Genomic DNA, 23,007 nt, shown 5'->3' with positions numbered 1-23,007 from the left:
ACGGAATCGTCATGCTTATAATCGCATATAGGTATGCCGGAAATTCGGCATGTGATTGCTGGATTTTCGGCAAAAGGGGGGATGACATTGCTAGCAGTTTCGACACAAGAAGTCATTGAAGCGATTTTGGGCAGTATTGATGAGGCTATACACGCAGTAGATGAAAATGGTATTACAATTTTTTATAATACTGTAGCTGCAAAACACGATGGGTCAAAAATTGAAAAAGTGTTAGGAAAACATTTGTTAGAAGCGTTTCCTTCTTTATCTAGGGAAACAAGTACGTTAATGAAAGTGTTAGATACAAAAAAACCAATCGTTCATCAAGTTCAGCATTATCAAAATTTAAATGGGGAAGACATTTGTACAGTAAATACGACGTTACCTATTTTTATAGATGGAAATATTGCCGGGGCTGTTGAAATTGCAAAGGACTATTCTACAGTTCAAAAACTTACGGATACAATTGTAGATTTGCAGTCAAAAATAAAGCGGTCATCTAGAAAGAAAACAATTAAAAAGCATGTTGCATTTGAGACGATCGTGACGGATGATGCTCGATTTAAACAGACGAAAGAATTAGCACAAAAAGTAGCGCCAACTGATGCAAATGTTTTAATATATGGGGAAACAGGGACAGGGAAAGAGTTATTTGTACAAGCGATTCATGAAGCTTCTAAACGGAAGAACAAGCCATTTATTGCACAAAACTGCGCAGCTTTGCCAGAGTCGCTATTAGAAAGTTTATTGTTTGGAACGACGAAAGGTAGCTATACTGGGGCAATTGAACGAGCGGGGTTATTTGAGCTTGTAGATGGTGGGACATTGTTTTTAGACGAACTGAATTCAATGCCTCTCGATTTACAAGCAAAAATGCTACGTGTATTAGAAGATGGTGTTATTCGTCGAATTGGTGATAATAAGACGAGAAAAGTAGATGTTCGCGTTATTACCGCAATGAATCAGCCACCAGAAGTATGTTTAAGAGAGAATAAAATTCGTACGGATTTATATTATCGATTAAATGTCTTTTCATTATATATTCCGCCGCTACGTGAAAGAACTGAGGATGTATTATTATTAGCGTCTTATTTTTTGAACGAATATAATAAAAGTTATAAAAAAGGTGTACTTCAAATGGATAAGGAAGCGAAAGAAAGATTACAAGCTTATCAATGGCCTGGCAATGTTCGTGAGCTAAAACATACGATTGAACATGCTGTCATTATTGCAGAAAGGGATACACTAACAGCCAATTGTTTACCGCGTACATTTCGGAAAGAGAATCTGCCAAAGAAGAAGAGCATATTGCCACTTAGAGAAGCACTTCATCAAACGGAAAAGGAATTAATAGATCAAGCGCTAATTGAAACGGAAGGGAATATATTACAAGCTGCAAAAATGTTAGGTATCCCTCGCCAAACGCTTCAATATAAATTGAGTAAGTACGACAAAACCGCCGAATAATTGGCGGTTTTTGTGTGTTTGCACCAATAAAATCGTGTTTACATATATAAAAAGTAATGAATATGATAGTATGTATGGATTTCATACAGTGCTTACAAATATTTTTTTGTTTATGCAATAGCGTTCTCCGTACATTTACTTATCAATAATGTAAAGTTGGCATAACTATTGCTTATATAAAGGATGAGCGTATAAAAAGGGGGAATAGCAATGTTACATGATGTATACAAACCAAATCGTCACTGGAAGGATATCGAGTTGTGGAAGGATGTTACGGAAGAGCAATGGAATGACTGGGTTTGGCAATTAACGAATACGATCAAAACTTTGGATGACTTAAAGAAAGTAATTAATTTAATACCTGAAGAAGAAGAAGGCGTTAAAATTTCAACAAAAACAATCCCGTTAAATATTACACCGTACTATGCTTGGCTAATGAATCCTGATGACCCACGCTGTCCGATTCGGATGCAATCTGTACCGATCTCGGAAGAGTTATATAAAACAAAATATGATTTAGAAGATCCGCTTCATGAAGATGAAGATTCACCAGTTCCAGGGCTAACACATCGTTATCCAGACCGCGTATTGTTCTTAGTAACGAATCAATGTTCTATGTATTGTCGTTACTGTACACGCCGTCGTTTTAGTGGACAAATTGGAATGGGTGTGCCGAAGAAACAATTAGATGATGCAATCGGTTACATTCGTGATACACCACAAGTACGAGATGTATTAATTTCTGGTGGAGACGGTCTTCTTATTAACGATAAAATTTTAGAATATGTATTAAAAAATTTACGAGAGATTCCGCATGTCGAGATTATTCGTATCGGAACGAGAGCGCCGGTAGTATTCCCGCAGCGTATTACAGAAAACTTATGTAACATTATTAAAAAATACCATCCAGTATGGTTAAATACACATTTCAATACTTCTATTGAAATTACAGAGGAATCGAAAAAAGCATGTGAAATGCTAGCGAATGCTGGTGTTCCAGTCGGAAACCAAGCAGTAATTTTAGCTGGTATTAACGACAGCGTTCCAATTATGAAAAAACTTATGCATGACTTAGTAAAAATTCGTGTACGTCCATACTACATTTATCAATGTGACTTATCTGAAGGTATTGGTCATTTCCGTGCACCAGTATCTAAAGGTCTTGAAATTATTGAAGGTTTACGCGGTCATACATCTGGTTATGCGGTTCCAACATTCGTTGTAGATGCACCAGGAGGCGGCGGGAAAATTGCGCTTCAACCAAACTATTTAATTTCGCAAAGTGCAGATAAAGTTGTGCTTCGTAACTTTGAAGGTGTTATTACAACGTATCCAGAGCCAGAGAGCTATATCCCAGGAAGAGCAGAAGGGTACTTTAAAGAAATCTATCCAAACTACGAAGAAAAACGTTCAGATGTTGGTATCGCAGGTCTTATGAGTGATAAGAAATTTAACCTTGTTCCAGACGACTTACAGCGTATGAGCCGTCGTAAAGACTATGAAGATAATGACACTCATGCATCACTAAAAGATAAACGTGATAAGCGTGATCAACTTAAAGACAAAAAGTATCAATCGCAAATGGCTAAATTAGAAGAAAACGACAAAAAAAATGAGGGTGATGCAGTATGAATTGTATGTGGTGTGACAGTACAGAAGCGAAAGAAAGCTTGAATACTGTATATTGGGAATTACCAGATGGTACGAAAGCCATTGAAATCCAAGAGACACCATGCATTTCTTGTTCCTCATGTGGTATGGACTATCAAGCAGATCAAACAGTGAAAGAAATAGAAGATCAATTGTTTCTAATTTATACGAAAGATTTACCAAAACAACTAACATATGAAGAATTAATGGGAAGACCACGTCTATTAAAAAGAAATTATTTCGACTTTTAACCAGCTTTTATGCTGGTTTTTTTCTTTTTTGCCTTGTATAATGTATCCAAGTTAGAAAGGCAGGGAATATTTTTGAAAAAGACATTTTACCACTATATGATGAAGCATCGTGCAGCTTTATTTAGTAATGAAGTATCGAATTTAGCAGAAGCAATGTATGATGATTTAAGCTTTCCAAAGCAATCTGAAGATTATGATGAAATTAGTTCATACTTAGAGTTAAGTGGATTGCTAGAAAGTATGTCTATATTTGATGAAGCTTGGGATTTATACATACAAGAGAGATAAGAACTATATGAAATTTTTGACGTGAAGCTAGTCTATTTGCTAGCTTTTTTTACGTTGTAAATAATTTTTTTATACGGTGATATTTTTTATTGAAAAAATTTATGAATATACGCTTCTGTGATAAGCGTTTTTATGTAGGTTGCATATACTGTTATCAAAATCACGACGTCAAAAAAAGGAGAGATATAGATGGCGAGAAAAAAGCAACCTAAATATAACGTAGGGGACATAGTCGTGATTACGCTATATGGAACCGTTGGTAAAATCACAAATATGAAGGTTTTAGATGGAGTTTACGTTTACGAAGTCAATAATCACGATGGGTTTTACGTAGAGCAAACGTTGCAGCACGTTTCAGAGCAAGATATGAAAAAAGGTGAAACTGAGTGGATTGAATTAAACTATAATTTCACATTTGGTGATCTCGTGCAAGTAACAGGATATGATAAAGATGTGTTTCGTATTGTTGGTTTTCGTACAGAAGTATGGAGATATAAAAATGACGCATGGGAAGATACTATATACGAATTGTCACGAATTACGGATGGAGAATGGTTAGAAGCGGATGAGTCAGATTTAACGTTACTTGCTAATGCTCAAACGGCAAATGCAATTTTGAAGAAAATGAAACAAGATAAAGCTGGTATGAATAAATTAGATTTAGGAAAATTAAAGTCAATTAACAACTCAAAAAAAGTGAGTGTTAAGACAAATCGTCAAGAAATCATTGATGGATTACTTGATATTTATAACGATTATCAATTGTTATTCGATACATTTAAAGATGAAGAATACAAAATTGTTATGGATGTTGTTCATAATTATTTAGTTAAATTGACAGAGAAAAAATAGTTAACTAGAAAGAGAGAATGAATTGAACAACAACATATGCAGTATAAGGTATGCCTACAATTATTAAAAAAATAAAAAGCCATTTAATAAGAGAGTCTGCCCATTGATCTTCATGCATGAACTCTTCTTTTGTTTGCCCTACTTCTTGTTCTACCTCATATTGGTATTCCATAATTAAATCCCCCTTTTTGATAGCTTGTACTACCATCGTATGCATCTCGTCCAAAGGATATGCCCTATAAAAAAAGAAAAACTATTTTTCTAATCTCATATACATAATTTTGAGATTTTTTCATAAAACAGAAATAAAGGAGTGATGCTCATGAAGGAAATTGAGGTCGTAATTGATACGGAAGAGATTGCGGAGTTTTTTTATGAGCAACTAATTGAAAGAGGGTACGTCCCAAAACGAGAAGAAATTGAAGATCTTGCAGATATTACATTCGAGTATTTATTAGAGAAATGTATGATTGATGAAGTTTTTGATGAAGAGGATGAGTGAAAGTAACGGCGGGCTTAACTCGTCGTTTTTTACTCTTTACAAACTTGTCACAAATATAGTCGGAAATTATTGGTATAATTAAAAGGAAATTTTACTCAAGAGGTGAAGGGATGTTCAAAAAAATTATTGATTCTTTATTAGGTAGGAAAAAAAATCGTTCGTATTCTAGTAGTGATTATCGCCATAGAGGTCGCTCTTATTCAAGTAGCGATTATAAACGACGTTCATCTGGTTATGGGCATCAGCATTATAAAAGAAAACGTAAAAGTCGTAGCTTCTTTTCAAGTAGCTGATGAAATGGCGTCGTATACTAGCTTTATTTGATAGACCACTGCGAAAAAATACAATCGTTGCAGAACGTTATAAAATTGAATCAGTAATTGGAATGGGCAGTTATGGGGTTACATATGTCGTTAATGACTTACAAATAAATAGATATAAAGTCTTAAAACAATTAAGACAGAGTAAACAAAGATATGAGTCTGGTAGAAAATCATTTGAACAAGAGAAAATGATTTTACAAACATTAAATCATCATGCAATTCCTAGTTTATATGATCATTTCGTATGGGAGAAAAAAAGCTTTTTCGTGATGGAATATATGCCTGGTAAAAATTTCGAAGATTATATTTTCTTAGATGGGCATGCATATACAGAACGTGAAGTTTTAAAAATTTTATATGAAATATTAGAAATTGTATCGGTGTTTCATAGTAAAGGTATTATTCACCGAGATTTACGTATTCCGAATATATTAATGAAAGAAAATCGAATTAGTATTATTGATTTTGGTTTGGCTAAATTGAAGGGTGAGGGTGATGAACGAGCTACAACTTATGAAGGTGAACAAGCTTTGATGCGAGAAGTTCACTTTCGTAGCGATTTTTATGCGCTTGGTCATTTCTCGTTATTTTTATTATATGCAGGCTATGAATCTCATGAAAAACATGAAAAACCATGGTATGACGAATTAACTTTGGAAAATTATAACCGTGAGATGCTTATGCGAATGTTACAAATAAAAACGCCGTACTATGAGAATGTACAAGATTTAAAAAAAGATATAGCTTTTGCTTTAGAAAGGATGGAGGTTCCATGTTTCAAAAGTTTTTAGCAAGTGTTGGTATTGGTAATGCAAAAGTAGATACAGTTCTTGAAAAAGATGAGTATATTGTTGGAGAAGAGATACTAGGGAAGGTTCATATAACTGGTGGTTCAGTTAGCCAACAAATTGAAAGCATTTACTTAACGTTATCGACGTCGTATGTACGAGAAGTGGATGATAAAAAAGTAACAGCAACATATGATTTAGAGCGAGTTCGTTTAACAGAACCTTTTTCTGTTGAGCCGAATGAAAAAAAAGAAATTCCATTTTCATTTATAATGCCAGTTGAAACGCCGCTTACACTTGGAATGAAAACCGTTTGGGTGCATACAGGTCTTGATATTAAACGCAGTATAGATCCAAGTGATCGTGATTACATTCAAGTGTTGCCCAATGCACTATTAAATAGTGTGTTGGAGAGTGTAAATCAATTAGGTTTTAAAGCGCGTCATATAGAATGTGAAGAATTACCGTATCGATTACGTAAGCAAGTTCCGTTTGCACAAGAATTTGAGTTTGTTCCTGTTTCCGGAGAGTATTATGGGAAATTAGATGAACTAGAATTATTAATCTTACCAAGCGCTTACGATCGCTTAGAAATTATTATGGAAGTAGACAGAAAATCTCGTGGATTAGCAGGTTTATTTGCGGAAGCACTTGATCTTGACGAGAAAGTGGTCCGCTTTACAGTAACGAACGAAGATATTCCAACAATGCAAGAAAAAATTAACAATTATATTTTTTAATAAACTATGCATAAAAAAGAAATGGAGAGGAAAACTAAAACAACCGCTCCATTTTTTTGCATAGTGAGGTTATGTATGTGAAACGATATCGACATTTATACTTGTTAAGTTTTACGCTACTCATTTGTTTTGTCGTATTATCACTTTCGTATCATACCGCTTGTATTGAGAAATTTGACAATATAGTCGCGCATTTTATTCAAAGCTTTCGAAACGATTACTTGACAGCCTACTTTACTTGGGTGTCTTTTATCGGTTCCAAAAGAATATATTTTCCGTTACTCATCATTCTTGTAATGTATTTTCTCGTTAGAAAAAAGTTGCTTAGTGCATTACTTCTAACAATTAATTATTATGGATCTCGTTATTTAAACAGTATGCTTAAACTATGGTACGAACGAGCAAGACCTGATGTAACGCAGCTTGTTACTGCAACTGGATATAGTTTTCCGAGCGGTCATACGATGAATGCTACTGCTTTTTTAGGATTTATTGCATACGTCACAATTACTGAAGAACGTATTACATTGCATAAAAAATTGTTGATTATTTTTATAGCGAGCTTTGTTGTATTATCTATTTCAGTTAGCCGAATATATCTTGGCGTTCACTATCCATCTGACATATTAGCAGGATGGGCAGCTGGCGGTAGCTGGCTCGTTTTATGTGTTATATTTCATAAAGCGTTCATTAAAAAAGAACCTATGTCATAATAGGTTCTTTTTCCATTGGTTCAACATGAATGTGTGCATGGTAAATGCCAAACTTTTTCCGAAGCATAGCCTCGATGTTGTCAGTAATACAATGACTTTCACCAACATCCATACGAGCATCTACCTCGATTGTAATATCAACGTACGTTTGATTCCCGTACATACGCGCGCGAATGTCTACGATGTTTTCCACGCCACCAATATGTTCAATAGCACCAGCGTACTCTTCCATCTTATCTGGATCGATTCCATCCGTTAACATATGAGAAGCTTCTACGAAAATCTCCCATGCAGTTTTACAAATAATAAGGCCGACAATTAAAGCGGCAATAGGATCTAAAATAGGCATTTGGAACTGCGAACCGATAATACCTACTACTGTACCGATACTTACGAGAGCATCTGATAAATTATCCTTTGCAGCGGCTTCTAATGATTTACTTTTTGTGCGCGCTGCAATCTTTTTCGTATACAAATACACAAAGTACATAACGACAGCAGAAAATAAGGCTACCCATGCAGCAAGTACATTAGGCGCTGCTTGTTTCGGATTAAAAAAAGATTGAATGGCGCTAATAACAACTTCTAAACCGACCGTTGCCATAATAAAAGAAGCAACGAGTGATGCAATTTGTTCTGCGCGTGAATGCCCATAAGGATGATCTGGGTCACGAGGTTTACGAGAGATTTTTAGACCAATTAATATCGCTAAAGAAGCACCGATATCCGTTAAGTTATTTAAACCGTCAGCACGTAATGCGCTAGAGAGGGTAATATAACTGATGATGATTTTCATAGAGGATAAAAATATGTAGGCCATAATGCTGACAATCGCACCTTTATCAGCTTCTTTATGAGAAAGAGTATCCATTTTAATCACTCACCTTTCTACAAGGAATTTCTTTCTATAGATAGAGTACCAAACGAAACTCGTGTGGGTCTATACAAACATTGTTGACGTTTTTTAGGTTTTTAAGAAGGGGATAACAAAGTTTCGTTAAGGAAAAATATGTTGTAAAGTGCAAAGTTAGGGTGTAAACGCGATTTGGATTGAGAGGATAGGGAAAAGGATAGATGTATTATGATGAATCCGTATTCTACACCGCTCAAAGGTGGTTGGGCAAAATAAAAACCCTCTAGAAAATATATTTCAGAGGGTCTTCATCTTAGTATGCTTCTAAAAACTCAGTAACTTGCTCTTCAGTTTTTGCGTTAGCACTATGTAAGTGGCCTAGCTTCTCACCATTTTGATATACAAGTAAACTTGGAATACCCATTACTTGATACTCTTCAGCGATACTTGGGAACTCATCTTTATTAATAGAATACCATTCAAACTTATTGAACTCTTCCATTACATCTCCGATAAAGTTGTCCATACGAACACAATCTGGGCACCATGTAGTAAAGAACTTAACAACTACTGGCTCCTCACTTGCGATGATGTCTTTGAATTCCTGTTCAGATTTGATTTCTTTCATGCTTTGTTTCTCCTTTTTCACTATCAATATTTTTGGTTGTTTAGTTGGTGTATTTGCTGTGAAATGAAAACTTCTAACGAAATTCTAACGAGAGTTTTCTTTCTGAATAATTTGTTTGCAAATTGATCCACCGCAGTTTCTTGAAGTCCTGGTACAACATGGAAAAAATTGTCCAATGTGATACCTACTCTGTTAAGTCCTAAACGTTCGCTAATGATCTTCGGATGTATACCTTAGAAACTAGAAACGAATATTAGGAACCTCACTTTTCTTTATAAGCTTTTTCTAGGGTTGTGTCAAACTTCTGAATTGTAAGGTTACTATTATAAGTAGGGTAATTCAAATTGTATTCATGATAGCCATTGCTATAACGTTCTTTTCCTCACATATTTTTATGAGATGTTTATGAAGCGACTGAAATGTAATGTCGGATAAAATAAGAAATCTCTTTCCGGTACTTAGAGAAGGTAAACCGTAGATGATCATTACTCATAAATTTTATGAGTGAATTAAACAACAAACAGGAAATTCAAAAAATGATGTAGGGGATGCATGTATGAATTTAGAAGAATCGTTATAAGAACTTATTCGTGAAGTTGTGAGAGAAGAGATTAGGGAGGCGTTAGCAGAGTTCCAGCAATAATCACAACCAAATAAAGTAATGCGGGTGAAAGAAGCGTGACAAACAAGAGGGGAAATTGCTGCACTGTATAGAGTGAAAAAAACATGATGTGGAAAGCGAAAGAGATCATAAGAACATCTTAGGACTTATTTAGCGGTTAAGAAGTCAGGGGGGAATTAGGGTGTTGAAATGGGTAAAGAAACAAAAGCGCCCACCTTGCATTGTTTGTGAGAAACAAGAAGGTGAGCTTCAATGAAACGAATTGGATTGGTGAAAATTGTGCCCAAATTACGCATGAACAAAGTATTGAAAGAGATACCTATACCCTTTATATTTTATTCCATAAATAAGAAAGCTGGTGGGCTTCTGATTCAAGAGCTATTAAATGATCGTTATTAATAGAGTTATTCGTATACATTCTGTTCTTTTGGATGTTAAGGACAGTATAATTCACATCGTTATATTCATTTGAAAATGTTGATTCATTTAATAATGTCAGTGTTGAGTTGATGTTATATTTATCAATTCGCTCTTTTTTTCCTTTGAAAAACAGTTTAATAAGATGCGGCTCATCATTAATGAGCAAACCGAGTTCAGGTGATGAGCGGACGATTAAATTATCTGATAACCAATGTGATTTACCTGGATTAAACCAAGAGACTTCTTTGTTTTTAATAAATTTTTTGTACTGCTTTATAACATCAATGTAGTTTTGCTTTTTCTTCTGATCAACAGTTTGTACTAATGTTTCAAAACAGTCAAAAGGTAGTTTGTTTTTATGAAATTTAATAACAGTTTCTCGTAATTGTTTCCAGTAATCAAAAACCGGGTGATATTCAGGTTGAGATTTTAAATTCTTTACAAAATTTGTTTTAGCTGCACTACTTTTCAGTGTGAAGTCTAAAAATTGTGTAAGTCCCACTTTAATTTCCGCCATGTTACACCTCCTTTCCAAATGTTACTAATTCAATATCGGAAAGGGAAATCCTGCATTTTTAAGGAGGTAAACTAGATGCTAGAAAAACCGATGTTCATACACATGGAAGTTGAGGGAGAGTAATATTAAAATTTCATTTGTTTTTTACTGTAATAAATAAATTCATTTGAATAGAAGTGAAAAATAGAGGTTTGCCTTAGTCATTTATGAAAGTCGAGAATATTTATAACCATAGGAGTAAATACACAGGTCCAATTTTTGTAATGATGGAGGGAATTGATGTGGACATAACTCAAAGCATGGCAAGAATAGTGGTAAATGGAAAGGATCTTCCGTTTATTTCAGTTAGAACTTCTGTATGGAATCAAGGACCTGTAAATGATTTAATTGTTTCGACAAACTTGAGAGTCGAGGAGCTTTATCAGTTTATGTGGTCGCAAGTGCCAGTAATGCTTGCGATGTATTTTCTTCAAGGAGCGGACTTAATGCGGTTTGCTAGAATTAATGGGATTAATCAAAGGGTAACGGGAGAATATATATATCATTTCACTTGGGGATAAAACGAATGTAAAGTAGCTTAACAGCTGCTTTTTTATTTTGTAGAAAGAAAGTGGGATTTTAATACCTTACAAATGTATAGTCATTAAAAAAGAAGTAGCAATATGTATAAAAATAATACAGAATTACGCTCAATATATGAGCATGATTTCTTAGAAAATTTGCTTTTATAAAGCAACCTAATAAAAGAGGGAAAACGAAGAGATAATTTGAATTTTTAACAGGTGGATGTGTGAGTGAATAGAATGGAAGTAATTACGTAATGTTGGGATAGGTTATAAATGGAGAACCAACTAAAAGAAATATTTGGTGCATTGATAGCAGCTATAGGTACAATAATTGCCGCTATTGGAAGTACACCTTTTTATTTTATAAGCAGTAATGTAAGGAAAGATTTGAGTGTATACGGGAACGTATTACAAGCAGTTGGAAATGCTTTAGAGGCTGATGGTCAAGGGGGAATATCTCTTGAAAAAATCGGGAATGAAATTCAATCAATTGGTAATGTAACTGTAATATCTGGATTGGTTATTGAGTTTGAAGATGAAACAAAAATTAAATTAGTGATTGCTGGGAATTGGACAAATACGTGAAGAAAGTGAGGAGTTGGAAGGGAGTGATTGATAGACTAGCTTAAAAAATTAAAATGTAACTATTTTCTAAAATGACAATGAGTAATTTTCACCTTGTTTTTTGATGAACCATTATTATATGAAAATCATATAATATATTGTAGGACAAGCAACCAGCTTATAATCTATTAAATACTCAAAGAGCTTACCTTTTATATATCTTCGCATTTACTGATCTAGATGCTCTTTTTTATTGAACAAAACACCCATTTGGATAGGAGGTTATTAATGGGGATGACATTAGAAGAATTAGAAAAGTGTTATAATAAAGCCTTTATTGAGGGAGCAGAGTACGTAGCTGTTCAGATTGAAATGGATGAATTTCATAGTGATGAAGTAATTATTAACGACAAATACAGTATAGATTCTAAATTAAAGTATTATAAGAAAACATACAATGAAAATTTAGAACATAGATGGATTTCAGGGATTCGTATTGTAGGTTTTGCATATGGCTATTCGTTCTCAGAAATTCTATATGAATTAGGGTTGCTAGTGAAGTAATGATTAAACAAATAGCAATTATTTTACACGATGCCGTGATTTTAGTGGCGTCTTTTTTGTTGTGAAGGAAAGATATAAATACAAAAGAGAGCCTAAGCTCTCTTTTGTATAGATACCTAACGTTTATGCACAGATTGGAATTCCTAATGCTATTAAGGTCAATGCTACTTGAAGAGAAAGTTCTAATCTAGCAATTTCGATTCCAGCGACTGAGACCACTAAAAGAGGTTGTCCATTAACGAACAAAATACAGCTTTCCATACTTTCGCCTCCTTTCGAGTAATCTAATATAGTATATGAATGAAATTGAAATACGTAATAGTCAGATTGATAGATTTAATAGAAATTGATAATTTAACCTAGGGTATAAAAAAATTAAGTAGACTAATAGCTGATTTATTAACACCATATATGAAGGACAAGAATATATTAGGAATATATATAAACGTAGGAGTGGTAAATATGTTCTTTGCAAAGTTCCACCAGTAGAAACAGATGCTCGAGGAGAGGCTTTCTTTAAATTAAGCCTGGACAAGCTTAGCTTAAAATTCAAATTAGATTTATTCGATATAGAGGATGTAGTTGTTGCCCATCTGCATCTTGGATCAAAAGGAACGAACGGTCCTGTTGTAGCTTTTTTATTTGGACCTATAACAAATCCAGTTTCAATAGAGTGTGCAACCCTCACAGGAATGATTACTCAAGATGATTTGGTCGGGCCGTTAGCGGGTCAAACATTAGGTACTCTTGTAAATGAAATCATATCTGGAAACATATATATTAATGTTCATACCGTACAATATCCTAATGGTGAAATTCGTGGACAATTGAAGTATTGTTAATGAATAAAAGTAGTGAAAAATAAAGCATCCGTTTAGGGTGTTTTTATTTTGTGAAGGTTGTATAGATAAGTAATCTATTTTTAGTAATCTTGAACATTCATTTCTAAAATTTTGAAAGTGGTCGAATTTAAAAAATAGTTATCAGAAACTTGTTAATGAAATGCTCCTCCAAAAATTAAATTAGTATTAGTAGATGAACCTTGTAAATGACATATGCAAGTGTAACAGATAATAAAAATTCTTTAAACTTAATCAAAGCTAATAGATTAATTCTCCACACCCACTGAAATAAAAATCATAACATAAATTGTAATTACTTTTACGGAAGTGAGATGAAAATAATGTTTTATTCATATTTTACTACCCAAGCAGGTATACGACCAGCGTATGGTACATCAATAACGTTTAGCGGAGCACAAAGTACGGTTCAAGCTGTTCAACAAGCGTTACAAATGCAACAACAAATGCAAATGCAGCAACAAGGTATCCAGCCGTATTATTCATCTATGGAGTATTTTTACCCAGTGCATCAAATCACACCGTATGGAAGTTCTTTTCTTACTATCCCATATGGAACTGTATTTAATCTATAAATTGAAAGTTTAATCAGTAGGGGGCAGGTATCCCAAACCGATTATTAGTCCTCGCCAATTGGACATATACGGACGATCCGGCTCCTACCTACCTTTCTTGCATGTTCCGAAATTTTTTTGGGCGTCTTATTACCCGCAAATGGAGAGGGGTATATGTAAGCGCCAAATAGTCCTCACCTACAATTTGTAATTAACCGATGAGATAATCTCCGTACATACTACAAGTGTTTTTTTTGATGAGAAGATACCGATTAAAGAAAAAGTGAGAATTATCTTATCATGACAAATGATGGTTAGTGGCTCTGTATGCAAGGATATATGAACATTTATTTACGCGGACCAGATCGAGATGTAACAACGAAGTCCTATCTGCGGGTATATCGTACAGGATGATTGTCCTATAACTATCAACCTACAAAAAGCAGGAGAACATCTGAATTGTTTTTTTACTGGTTTTGAAAGATATTTACAGCCATAATATCTAGTATTTTGTTTATAATTGTAAATAGTTATTGAAATGTATAAATGTTATTTTTTTATTAATAAAAAAATAGGAAAAATAATGCAACTTTTTAATTTGTTTATTCGTGTTATATATGAAAGGAGGAGGGGGATGGAGATTGAAGAAATATATAAGGTTTATATAAACGATGTGTACCGGTATTTATTTTCCCTTTCTCGTAGCCATCACGTAGCAGAGGACTTGATGCAAGAGACTTTTTATCGAGCGTATCTTTATTTAGAAGACTATGAAAATCAAAAGGTAAAATCATGGCTTTTTAAAGTGGCATATCATACTTTTATTGATTTTGTTAGGAAAGAAAATAAAGTAACTTTTGTAGGAACGGAGGAATTAGAGACGATACTAGCGGGGGAATCTACAGAAGAGTATGTAGTCGCAAAAAATAGTTATGAAAAGTTAATTCAGATTATTCATACTTTACCGGTGGTAGAGGCACAAGCTATTTTATTATGTGACGTACATCAATTAACGTACGAAGAGGGTGCTTCTGTACTAGATTTAAAGTTAAATACGTATAAAAGTCACATATTTCGTGGGAGAAAGAGATTAAAAGAATTGTTAAAGGAGGAAAAGAGTCAAAATGACAAATGATAAACCTCATTCTGAACAAGATGATTATAAAGAATTGTTACAAGAAGCTCTTCATCAAAGACCGGCTTCCCTTCCTGATGGAAAACAAGAGCAAGTGTTGAAAATAGGTAAAAAAAGAGCGCGTATTACGAATGTTTTAATTGTATTTACTTTTTTATTACTTATTCAACCTATTTTATATATATCAACACTCTTATATTATACATTGGCACCTACAAACGCAATGGAGATACGGAATGTAGTGAATCGAACGTTAAGTGTAACAGAACCAAATGTATTTTTGAAAGATAGGGACATGGAGCAAACATTGTTACCACTTAGTTTGCAATTGCATTTTGATTTATATAAAAGGGTAGGGAAGAAAGATATTCGAATAGGAGAAGAGAAAACAGATTATGTATTTAGTAGAGCAACGAAAGTAAGCCGTGAATATACAACAGATGAGAGAATTCCAGAAATCCCGTATATAGATAACGAAGTATTATCTCATCCTAATAATTATAATGCGTCCTATAATAGTGGTGAAGAAGCGCAGGTATTAAAGGGTCTTCCGCAAGAATCTGTTGTAGAAGCATTTGTATCTTTTAGAGAATTATTAAGTGTACAAGAGGTAACAAATATGTTTCCTACTATTGATATCGTTTGGTATGCCGTTAATACAGGATTAGAGGAGAAGCAAATGAATGATGAGGGTATGTATGTAGCCCCGATTGGCTTCCCAGCAGATATGATTTCAAGGCCAAGTGGTGCTTTTGAAAGTGATTCACCTCATGAGGAACAATTTATTGATGTTTTAAAGTCATTACAGAAGCATGAAAATTTAGCAGTGAAGCTATCTAGAGCAAAAGTATTAGAGTTGTCAAAGCGTATTTCTTTCCTTGAAAAAAATGGGGTAAAAACATACGGGATGGTTGTAACTGGGCCTAAAGTAGAAGTTGAAAAATTGATGAGCCACGAAAAAGTTAGAAAATTGAAAGTAGGTGAAGCGAGGTTATGGAATTGGCATTCTTAAAAAAAAGAAAGAATCGTATTTATAAACAGGAAACGTGGATGGGGACTCTTTCATTAATTATTGCCTTTTTAGCGTTATTGTATTTAAACATTATATTGCTTATTCAAGAAACATTTATAGGTAAAGGTTTTCTACAAATAGTTGGTATTGGAGTGGTGTGCTCAGTCGTAGGTATGATCACAAAAAGCAAAAGTCGAAAATATGCATTGTGGGCATGTAGTTTATTTGTTTTTATGCTGCTGTTTGCTATATTTGGATTTATGTTAGGTTGGATGGTAAGCTTTGGGCCATAAATATGTGGGAAAGAGCGAATGTAGATTCGCTCTTTTTTGTAATGAAAGTAAAATAGATGTATCGTGCAATCCATTAAATTTGAATGGATTGCACGATACATCTAGGTTGTGTTTTTATTAATATGTTTTCCTCTCAAGTGTATATAAATAGGCGACAAGTATAGTGCTAAAACAATAGCTCGTCCAAACATTGCGAATCCCTCTTACATAATATGTAGTAATAAGCATGAAAGGGGAACTAGTATGTCTTGCTATTACTACTGTAAGTATTGTAAAGAGTATAAAAAGAAACAGCATGATTGTTGTAAGAGCACGAGTAAGTGTAATGACAACGAGGAGAAGCTTGTTAGGGCATCTGCATTTAGAGCTAGAAATACGGTGAATCAAACGGTTCCTGCCAATACTTTTGTAAAGGTATTGTTCCAAAATGAACAATTTGATTTAGCAAATGAGTATAATCCAGTAACGTCTATTTTTATTCCGAAGACTAGGGGAGTTTACTCTATTATTGGAACGATTGGTTTCTTTCCAAACAATCCTAGCTTAAATTATAGAGCTCGTGTAGAAATTCGTGTAAATGGAAACGCAGCAATAGCTATAGATAATGACTTTTTCGGTCCAATAGGTTTTGGAAATGTAGTAAGTGTTTCGACGATTATTCAATTGAATGAAGGAGATCAAGTTGAGGTTTATGCACAAAGTAGCATAGACGGAGTTTTAAGTCCTTCAGAAGACGGCTCACATTTTGAAGCTGCAAGATTCCCTTCTCCAATTAAATAAAGTCGAGTAAACAAAAGAGAAAGAATAATCCTCACCCAAATGGTGGGGATATTTTATTTTATTGAAAATAGTAACAGTTTGATTTAGCGAATGAATATAATGCAGCAACATCTATTTTTATTCCGAAGACTAAAGGGGTATATAGTGTATTAGGGAATATAACATTCTCTCCAAATGATTTTAATGTAAATTACAGAGCTAGAGTTGAAATTCGTGTGAATGGAAATCCAGCAATAGCAATTGATAATGATTTCTTTGGGACCGGTGTATTTTTTAACAATGATGTTTCAGTAACGTCTATTCTTCAATTAGAAGCAGGGGATTCAGTTGAAGTTTTCGCTGAGAGTAGTGTTGCTGGAGTAATTGTTCAAAATGTTAATGGTTTGAATACGGTTCATTTTGAAGCTGCAAGATTTCCTTCTCCAATAAAATAACGAAGAGAATATATTACTTTTCAGTAGGTTTAGTTAATCCCCTTTACCAAATGGTGGGGGATTATTATTGTTTTTCTAAAATATATAAGTAATAGGTTAAATATAGTTTGTTTCAGGAGAATTTCACATACTAGGATGTAAGGTTGAAAGTGCTAGCTTATTATGAGTATTAGATATTCTGCAGGTAATAAAAAGCGTACAACGAAACGAGTAACATGGTTGTGAAAGTTCTTAGGCATTACATTTGCTAGTCGTCTTATGGAATAGAAAAGACATCTTATTTTATAAATACATAAAAGGCCGTATAATTACGGGCTTTTTCTTTAATATATAGAAATTACATATTTAACATAGGTTTGTGTAGGTATTGCTATTGTATAGAAAGGAAAAACATTAAGACGATTACACTATATAAAAATAAAATAAATCCTAATATGAGTAGTATTGGATACAACTTGAACATATCTGACCTCCTTGAGTATATAAAGAATTTTAATACATTTATGGTCAATTTAGAAGGGAAATATATTAGATGAAAGATGATTGAATGAATACACTAATTTAACAGTGTAGTGAATGTATAATAAATAAAGGAGTATTGTTGATTACACATTGATTAAATTGTTTATAAGCAGCAGGTAGGTTGATTGCCCGTGAAATATAAAAGTAAGCAGGTTTATGTGTACAGAATGAGAGATAAATAAAAAAAGAGCATACATAAAAAGTACGCTCTAAAGAAAGATAGGTTTTATGAGTGGATAATCTCCATACGATAATATATGCTCGACTAATAAAAACGTGTAAAAAATCAATAGATTATCAATGGAATAACATGAAATGAGTAATTTTGGTCTATTCCCGAAGTCGCGGAGCTAACCAAATTGTAAGGGTTGTGAATAGAATGGATTAACAACAGGATAATGATCGTACTTCAGTTTCGTATTTCTTATAGTTTGGATATTGCGTAATAGTTTGACACTTAGGTGTGGAAAGTTGATTAATTATAGAAACATTTGTAATTACCTCGTTACAAGGACCGAAAAATGTGATTTTTAGTTTTGAGTTTGGTGGAACTTTGACCACGATAGGTTTTTTTTCCATGAAATCAGCTCCTAAGACGCAGTATTGTATACTGCGTTTTTTGTTTAGATGATAAAGGCGTATTAATATATAATATGAAATTTTTAGTTGAGTTGATAATGATATGGAGTTTAATGGTGTGATTAGATTATGAGAAATTAGTAGAAACTTAATTAAAAGATCATATATTTTGAAAAAAATATAGATTCTCCTTATTTATATTATAGATAGCTAGTATTAGGCATAAGAGGCTTTCAATAAGACAAGCTTTGAATATGATATTAAAAAGGAGATGAATTGTATGGGGGTATATTATCGATATTTCAAAATGGAATGGAACTATTTATTGGGATATTGCAGCATCTCAGCTAGATTTAGTTATTGCTAGAGTTCAAGATGGCTCGAATACAGTAGATTTTATGTATCAAAATTATGTGAATGAAATGAAGAAACGCAGTATTCCATTTGGTAATTATGCATTTTGTCGCTTTATATCTATTGCTGATGCAAGGAAAGAGGCACAAGATTTTTGGAGTCGTGGCGATAAATCTGCTAAGTTTTGGGTGGTGGACATAGAAATTCAAACGATGATGGATATGCAAGGGGGGACACAAGCGTTTATAGATGAATTACGCTGTTTAGGTGCGAAAAAAGTAGGGCTATACGTGGGGCATCACACGTATGTATCATTTGGAGCACGTAATATTGAAGTTGATTTTGTATGGATTCCTCGTTATGGAGGAAATAAGCCAGCATATCCGTGTGATATTTGGCAATATACTGATGCGGGAAATGTTCCTGGTATTGGGAAATGTGATTTAAATCAATTAATAGGAAATAAGTCGTTTTCTTGGTTTATAGGTTCGGATCAAGTAAATCAACCTATTCAATTTAACAAAAAGAATACACAGCAATCAAATGGTATTGGTATTGCAGTTTCAAAATATCCTGATGGATATGGCATAAACGTATATGAAAATCCTGCGAATCCTCAGTTTACAGGTACAATCACTCAAAAAAATCCATATTTAATCTTACATGGTTATTGGGAAGACGCAGATAAAGATATGATTTGCTTAGGCAATGATAAACAGTGGGTATATGTAAAACATTTTGATGTGAAATGGTTTTATGCAGTTTCAAAATATCCTGTTGGGTATCGAGTAAATTATTATGCAGAGCCTGAATGTATAAATTATAAAGGAAATATTGATGGATCAAAATCTTTTCGTGTGTGGGGCAGAGCGAAAAATGCGGTAGATATCGGGCAAAATAATTGGATACTGGAAGAACATTTAAATATTAAGTACCTTTAAGTAAATAAATGTTTTAGGAATACGTAAAGGGTCATCTTACTAATACATAGTAAGATGACCCTTTACGTATTGAAAAAAGGACACGATACATAGTTTATTCAAATGAAATGAATTACATGTGGAAAACACATTGTTAACACAAGTATATTGTATAGTTATTCTTATATAATAATAAAAGTGAGGTATTTTGAATTGAAAAAGAAAAAGTTATTTTTAGGAACAATTATTTCATGCGTAGTACTGGCATTATCGGCATGTGGTTCCTCAGACAACGTAGTAACATCAAAAGTAGGAAATGTTACAGAGAAAGAGTTAAGTAAAGAATTAAGACAAAAATATGGGGAAAGTACTTTATACCAAATGGTGTTAAGTAAGGCGTTACTAGATAAATATAAAGTTTCAGATGAGGAAGCAAAAAAGCAAGTAGAAGAAGCAAAAGATAAAATGGGTGACAACTTCAAATCGACTTTAGAGCAAGTTGGATTGAAAAATGAAGATGAATTAAAAGAAAAAATGAAGCCGGAAATCGCATTTGAGAAAGCGATTAAAGCGACTGTCACAGAAAAAGATGTAAAAGATAACTATAAACCAGAGATTAAGGTAAGTCATATTTTAGTGAAAGATGAAAAGACTGCTAAAGAAGTGAAAGAGAAAGTAAATAATGGTGAAGATTTTGCAGCTTTAGCGAAGCAATACTCAGAGGATCCTGGTTCAAAAGAACAAGGCGGAGAAATAACTGGTTTTGCTCCAGGGCAAACGGTGAAAGAATTTGAGGAAGCTGCATATAAATTAGATGCAGGACAAGTAAGTGAGCCAGTAAAAACAACTCACGGTTACCATATTATTAAAGTGACAGATAAAAAAGAATTGAAGCCATTTGATGAAGTAAAAGATCAAATTCGTAAAGATTTAGAACAGCAAAGACTACAAGATACGACTGGAAAATGGAAACAACAAGTAGTCAATGATTTACTGAAAGATGCTGATATTAAAGTGAACGATAAAGACTTTAAAAATACATTTGAATTTCTAGAAAAGAAATAATGACTGTAATTAGAAAAGGGAACCTTTATAGGTTCCCTTTTCTAGTTAGTGTGTGAGTTATAAATAGATAGTAAGACAATATAATATTACATTTAAATATTAAGAATTACAATGGGAATTTATGTAATTGTTTTAAATTGGAATGATCAATGCTTCATAGAATGTTGATATTATAATGTTTCGTTTGCTTAATTTCATTAAATATAAAGTGGATATATTAATTTTATCCCACTATTTGCATGTAGTCTGATTGGCGTGGGCTAATTAAAACCTGAATTGATTTAAGTTTTTCTTTATTGAAGTGGATAAACATAATTTGCAGAATGAAACATACAATAGTATTGAAAAAATATTGATGCTAAATGAAGTGAAAAGCAGAGCATTCTACTAAAAAAGGATGTTCTTTTTAGTATGAAATTTTTAGGATAAATAAAGAATGCTTTTAAACGAATTACTTAATAGATAAATATATTATGTAGGAGGAGAAAATATGAAAGTAATTTTTCAAAGAGAAGGCGGAGGGAAGGTTTTTGAATCGCATGATGAAGATATAAGTAACTTATTAGCTATTTTAAAAGAAACGAAAGGGGTTAAGATTGGGATGGTTGACTATGAAGTATTAAAATACGAATTAGAGTATTTTCGTAACCCAAAAAAAGCAGTAACGGAGAGGGAATTACATATAATAGTACAACCAAAATATATGTAGCAAGGGGAGATTATGTATTCTTAAACAGTATGTAAGAAAAGAGAGTGTTTACATTGCTCTCTTTTCTATAGAAATTTTGTGAGTTCGTTCTTTATAATATATGCTTTCATTTATAGTTGGTTAATAAACTTGAAAAAAGCTTTTTAGTTTAGGCAGGGATTTTATATTCAAATAGATAAATGTTAATATAAAGTATTTTACATATGAATATTGGAGGAGTAAAAATGAGTTTGGCAAGTTATATAGGGTGCAATGTAGAAATTCAGTTAACGGATCCAGATTCTAATGATGTAATTGTTTTTGGATCGTGCTTTTCAGATGAAAGTATGCTTGAAATTTTACAAGAGTTTCAATTTCAAACAAGTTACACGTATGAAGTTTCAACGAGCTGGGGCATTGAACTTGTTGAGTGGCAAAGTGAAAAGGAGAAGAAAGAAGCTAAAAAAAGCTATTAGCTTTATGCTCGATTATGGAAGGTTATTTAATTGAGGGGGACTATTTTGAATTATTCAGTTGTTGGGTTGGTGATGAAGATCAGGTACGAGTGGGAGAATTAAAATTAAAAATAAATCATTTTAATATAGATGAGATTTGTATTCCGGAAAGAACGCTTGTCAGGATAGAAAAGTAAATATAGAAATATACGCTTTTTCTGTTGATATGTGAACGGCCTATTATATAAGAAGTGAAAAGCTCATTTGATGAAGAAACAATAAATGATGTATAAAAATATAATTTAAATCATTCCAAAAGAACGTAGGTTCGTGTATAATAAGAACGAATGTTCTTGTATATGCAGATAGTATGCGAATAAGAAATAAAGTGAAACTTTAATTAGCGGGGTGTTCATCGTCCGTTATTTATTAGCTTTCACCAATTAAGCGTTTACGGGCAGTTGATTTTCGTCTTACCTCCTCGTATATAGCGGATTTTGAGGTAGGAGCTTCACTACCTGTTAATGCGGGATAAATATGAGCCTAGCATTATGAAAGAATAATTGAGTACCATTAAGTGTGAAATTGAATGGATAAATGATCAAGGAGATAAAGAAATGAATGATGTAAAGGTGCAGAAAATAGAAAAAGAATGGGTTCCATTTACAGTAATGTCGGAACAGTTGTTAAGTTTGCGAAAGGTTATTGGAGAGAAGTTTAAAGTACAAAAACCGCTCTTAACAAGCGGAGCAAAAGAGAGAATTTCTGATAAATTATTAACGTCATTATTGTCTGAGAAAGAAATATTGGTGACATATTTTGAAGATGGTTACATCCTTACAAGTTATATGACAGTAGTGCATATAAACCCGCTAAAGTGCATTGTAATATGTACTGACGCATTTTATAAAACTTACGTATTTAATACTTCTGATATTATTGAAATAACGTAAAGGAAGCTGGAATTTCAATTTTAGCTTCCTTTACGTTATGTTAGATGAGGGATATAAATAATGAAAAGAAAAAGCAGCTAGCTTCATACTAGCTG

General features: G+C 33.3%; 28 protein-coding genes and 3 pseudogenes. 25 read left to right on the top strand and 6 right to left on the bottom strand.

Annotated features, from left to right (window positions below; all coding sequences use genetic code 11):
- Positions 1-81 precede the first annotated feature (81 nt).
- From rocR to FS802_RS02590, 5 genes are all read left to right on the top strand, one after another.
- Positions 82-1,467, top strand: coding sequence for an arginine utilization transcriptional regulator RocR (gene rocR / locus FS802_RS02610; protein WP_098654706.1), 1,386 nt, complete (start codon positions 82-84; stop codon positions 1,465-1,467).
- A gap of 210 nt (positions 1,468-1,677) precedes the next feature.
- Positions 1,678-3,099, top strand: a complete 1,422-nt coding sequence (gene kamA, locus FS802_RS02605) for a lysine 2,3-aminomutase (RefSeq protein WP_000902134.1) — start codon at positions 1,678-1,680, stop codon at positions 3,097-3,099.
- The gene (locus tag FS802_RS02600) at positions 3,096-3,368 is read left to right on the top strand and encodes a YokU family protein (protein WP_000995761.1); all 273 of its coding nucleotides are present in this window, start codon (positions 3,096-3,098) and stop codon (positions 3,366-3,368) included. The genes kamA and FS802_RS02600 overlap by 4 nt, the downstream gene beginning before the upstream one ends.
- Before the next feature lie 72 nt (positions 3,369-3,440).
- The gene (locus FS802_RS02595; protein ID WP_000750728.1) at positions 3,441-3,656 is read left to right on the top strand and encodes a YozE family protein; all 216 of its coding nucleotides are present in this window, start codon (positions 3,441-3,443) and stop codon (positions 3,654-3,656) included.
- Between the two features lie 189 nt (positions 3,657-3,845).
- The gene (locus FS802_RS02590; RefSeq protein ID WP_000101496.1) at positions 3,846-4,508 is read left to right on the top strand and encodes a hypothetical protein; all 663 of its coding nucleotides are present in this window, start codon (positions 3,846-3,848) and stop codon (positions 4,506-4,508) included.
- A 4-nt stretch (positions 4,509-4,512) separates the two neighbouring features.
- On the opposite strand, the gene FS802_RS02585 is transcribed toward FS802_RS02590, so the two are convergent.
- Entirely contained in the window at positions 4,513-4,680 is a 168-nt protein-coding gene (locus FS802_RS02585) for a DUF3930 family protein (protein WP_000456535.1), read from the bottom strand.
- Positions 4,681-4,830: 150 nt separating this feature from the next.
- Here FS802_RS02585 and FS802_RS02580 point away from each other — a divergent pair, with 150 nt between their 5' ends.
- The 5 genes from FS802_RS02580 to FS802_RS02560 all read left to right on the top strand — a co-directional run bounded on the left by FS802_RS02580 (position 4,831) and on the right by FS802_RS02560 (position 7,574).
- Entirely contained in the window at positions 4,831-5,010 is a 180-nt protein-coding gene (locus FS802_RS02580) for a YozD family protein (RefSeq protein WP_000658451.1), read from the top strand.
- Positions 5,011-5,120: 110 nt separating this feature from the next.
- Entirely contained in the window at positions 5,121-5,303 is a 183-nt protein-coding gene (locus FS802_RS02575; RefSeq protein ID WP_000473373.1) for a hypothetical protein, read from the top strand.
- A complete protein-coding gene (locus FS802_RS02570; protein ID WP_098654707.1) occupies positions 5,303-6,124 on the top strand; it encodes a serine/threonine protein kinase in 822 nt (273 codons plus the stop codon). The genes FS802_RS02575 and FS802_RS02570 overlap by 1 nt, the downstream gene beginning before the upstream one ends.
- Positions 6,106-6,861, top strand: coding sequence for a sporulation protein (locus tag FS802_RS02565; RefSeq protein ID WP_048563103.1), 756 nt, complete (start codon positions 6,106-6,108; stop codon positions 6,859-6,861). Before FS802_RS02570 ends, FS802_RS02565 begins: the two co-directional genes overlap by 19 nt.
- Before the next feature lie 77 nt (positions 6,862-6,938).
- Positions 6,939-7,574 (top strand): phosphatase PAP2 family protein, encoded by a 636-nt coding sequence (locus FS802_RS02560; protein ID WP_000833364.1) that lies wholly within the window; start codon positions 6,939-6,941, stop codon positions 7,572-7,574.
- Here the strand turns inward: FS802_RS02560 and FS802_RS02555 are convergent.
- The 3 genes from FS802_RS02555 to FS802_RS02535 form a co-directional block, all read right to left on the bottom strand.
- Positions 7,564-8,445, bottom strand: a complete 882-nt coding sequence (locus FS802_RS02555) for a cation diffusion facilitator family transporter (protein ID WP_141545994.1) — start codon at positions 8,443-8,445, stop codon at positions 7,564-7,566. The genes FS802_RS02560 and FS802_RS02555 overlap by 11 nt on opposite strands.
- A gap of 295 nt (positions 8,446-8,740) precedes the next feature.
- Positions 8,741-9,055, bottom strand: a complete 315-nt coding sequence (locus FS802_RS02550) for a thioredoxin family protein (protein WP_000658777.1) — start codon at positions 9,053-9,055, stop codon at positions 8,741-8,743.
- Positions 9,056-10,005: 950 nt separating this feature from the next.
- Positions 10,006-10,614 carry a hypothetical protein gene (locus tag FS802_RS02535; RefSeq protein WP_098654710.1) on the bottom strand — a complete coding sequence of 203 codons (609 nt, stop codon included), beginning with the start codon at positions 10,612-10,614 and terminating at the stop codon, positions 10,006-10,008.
- Between the two features lie 206 nt (positions 10,615-10,820).
- On the opposite strand from FS802_RS02535, the gene FS802_RS02530 reads away from it, so the two are divergent.
- The 3 genes and pseudogenes from FS802_RS02530 (at position 10,821) to FS802_RS02520 (ending at position 12,308) form a co-directional block, all read left to right on the top strand.
- Positions 10,821-11,174 (top strand): hypothetical protein, encoded by a 354-nt coding sequence (locus FS802_RS02530; protein WP_046955713.1) that lies wholly within the window; start codon positions 10,821-10,823, stop codon positions 11,172-11,174.
- Positions 11,175-11,453: 279 nt separating this feature from the next.
- Positions 11,454-11,756: pseudogene (locus tag FS802_RS02525) on the top strand (DUF6944 family repetitive protein); the annotation flags it as partial.
- 276 nt (positions 11,757-12,032) lie between these two features.
- Positions 12,033-12,308, top strand: coding sequence for a hypothetical protein (locus tag FS802_RS02520; protein ID WP_098654711.1), 276 nt, complete (start codon positions 12,033-12,035; stop codon positions 12,306-12,308).
- 123 nt (positions 12,309-12,431) lie between these two features.
- On the opposite strand, the gene FS802_RS02515 is transcribed toward FS802_RS02520, so the two are convergent.
- Positions 12,432-12,569, bottom strand: a complete 138-nt coding sequence (locus FS802_RS02515; protein WP_098654712.1) for a DUF3956 family protein — start codon at positions 12,567-12,569, stop codon at positions 12,432-12,434.
- Between the two features lie 176 nt (positions 12,570-12,745).
- On the opposite strand from FS802_RS02515, the gene FS802_RS02510 reads away from it, so the two are divergent.
- The 7 genes and pseudogenes from FS802_RS02510 to FS802_RS02475 form a co-directional block, all read left to right on the top strand.
- Positions 12,746-13,150: a CHRD domain-containing protein gene (locus FS802_RS02510; protein ID WP_098654713.1), complete on the top strand. Its 405-nt coding sequence runs from the start codon at positions 12,746-12,748 to the stop codon at positions 13,148-13,150.
- A 341-nt stretch (positions 13,151-13,491) separates the two neighbouring features.
- Entirely contained in the window at positions 13,492-13,743 is a 252-nt protein-coding gene (locus FS802_RS02505) for a DUF3947 family protein (RefSeq protein WP_000500106.1), read from the top strand.
- 613 nt (positions 13,744-14,356) lie between these two features.
- Positions 14,357-14,857, top strand: coding sequence for a sigma-70 family RNA polymerase sigma factor (locus FS802_RS02500; RefSeq protein WP_098654714.1), 501 nt, complete (start codon positions 14,357-14,359; stop codon positions 14,855-14,857).
- On the top strand, positions 14,847-15,869 hold the full coding sequence (locus FS802_RS02495; RefSeq protein ID WP_098654715.1) for an anti-sigma factor: 1,023 nt from the start codon (positions 14,847-14,849) through the stop codon (positions 15,867-15,869). The genes FS802_RS02500 and FS802_RS02495 overlap by 11 nt, the downstream gene beginning before the upstream one ends.
- Entirely contained in the window at positions 15,851-16,162 is a 312-nt protein-coding gene (locus FS802_RS02490) for a hypothetical protein (protein ID WP_000417675.1), read from the top strand. Before FS802_RS02495 ends, FS802_RS02490 begins: the two co-directional genes overlap by 19 nt.
- A gap of 243 nt (positions 16,163-16,405) precedes the next feature.
- Positions 16,406-16,942 (top strand): C1q-like domain-containing protein, encoded by a 537-nt coding sequence (locus FS802_RS02480; protein WP_098150956.1) that lies wholly within the window; start codon positions 16,406-16,408, stop codon positions 16,940-16,942.
- 74 nt (positions 16,943-17,016) lie between these two features.
- Positions 17,017-17,376, top strand: a pseudogene (locus FS802_RS02475) (ABC transporter permease); the annotation flags it as partial.
- Between the two features lie 906 nt (positions 17,377-18,282).
- Here the strand turns inward: FS802_RS02475 and FS802_RS02470 are convergent.
- Positions 18,283-18,477 carry a hypothetical protein gene (locus tag FS802_RS02470; RefSeq protein WP_098654716.1) on the bottom strand — a complete coding sequence of 65 codons (195 nt, stop codon included), beginning with the start codon at positions 18,475-18,477 and terminating at the stop codon, positions 18,283-18,285.
- Positions 18,478-18,752: 275 nt separating this feature from the next.
- Here FS802_RS02470 and FS802_RS02465 point away from each other — a divergent pair, with 275 nt between their 5' ends.
- The 5 genes and pseudogenes from FS802_RS02465 to FS802_RS02445 all read left to right on the top strand — a co-directional run bounded on the left by FS802_RS02465 (position 18,753) and on the right by FS802_RS02445 (position 22,912).
- Positions 18,753-19,772, top strand: a complete 1,020-nt coding sequence (locus tag FS802_RS02465) for a glycoside hydrolase family 25 protein (protein ID WP_098654717.1) — start codon at positions 18,753-18,755, stop codon at positions 19,770-19,772.
- 192 nt (positions 19,773-19,964) lie between these two features.
- Complete coding sequence (locus tag FS802_RS02460; protein WP_048563092.1) at positions 19,965-20,816, top strand: peptidylprolyl isomerase PrsA; 852 nt, start codon at positions 19,965-19,967, stop codon at positions 20,814-20,816.
- A gap of 490 nt (positions 20,817-21,306) precedes the next feature.
- A complete protein-coding gene (locus FS802_RS02455; protein ID WP_048563090.1) occupies positions 21,307-21,525 on the top strand; it encodes a hypothetical protein in 219 nt (72 codons plus the stop codon).
- Between the two features lie 224 nt (positions 21,526-21,749).
- Positions 21,750-22,156, top strand: a pseudogene (locus FS802_RS31820) (hypothetical protein).
- A gap of 420 nt (positions 22,157-22,576) precedes the next feature.
- Positions 22,577-22,912, top strand: a complete 336-nt coding sequence (locus FS802_RS02445) for a YolD-like family protein (RefSeq protein WP_144524842.1) — start codon at positions 22,577-22,579, stop codon at positions 22,910-22,912.
- The last annotated feature ends 95 nt before the right edge of the window (positions 22,913-23,007 follow it).

Origin of the sequence: Bacillus sp. DE0042, from assembly GCF_007680225.1 — a bacterium.
GTDB classification, from domain to species: Bacteria; Bacillota; Bacilli; order Bacillales; family Bacillaceae_G; genus Bacillus_A; species Bacillus_A wiedmannii.
This window is presented reverse-complemented; position numbering and strand designations above follow the sequence as displayed.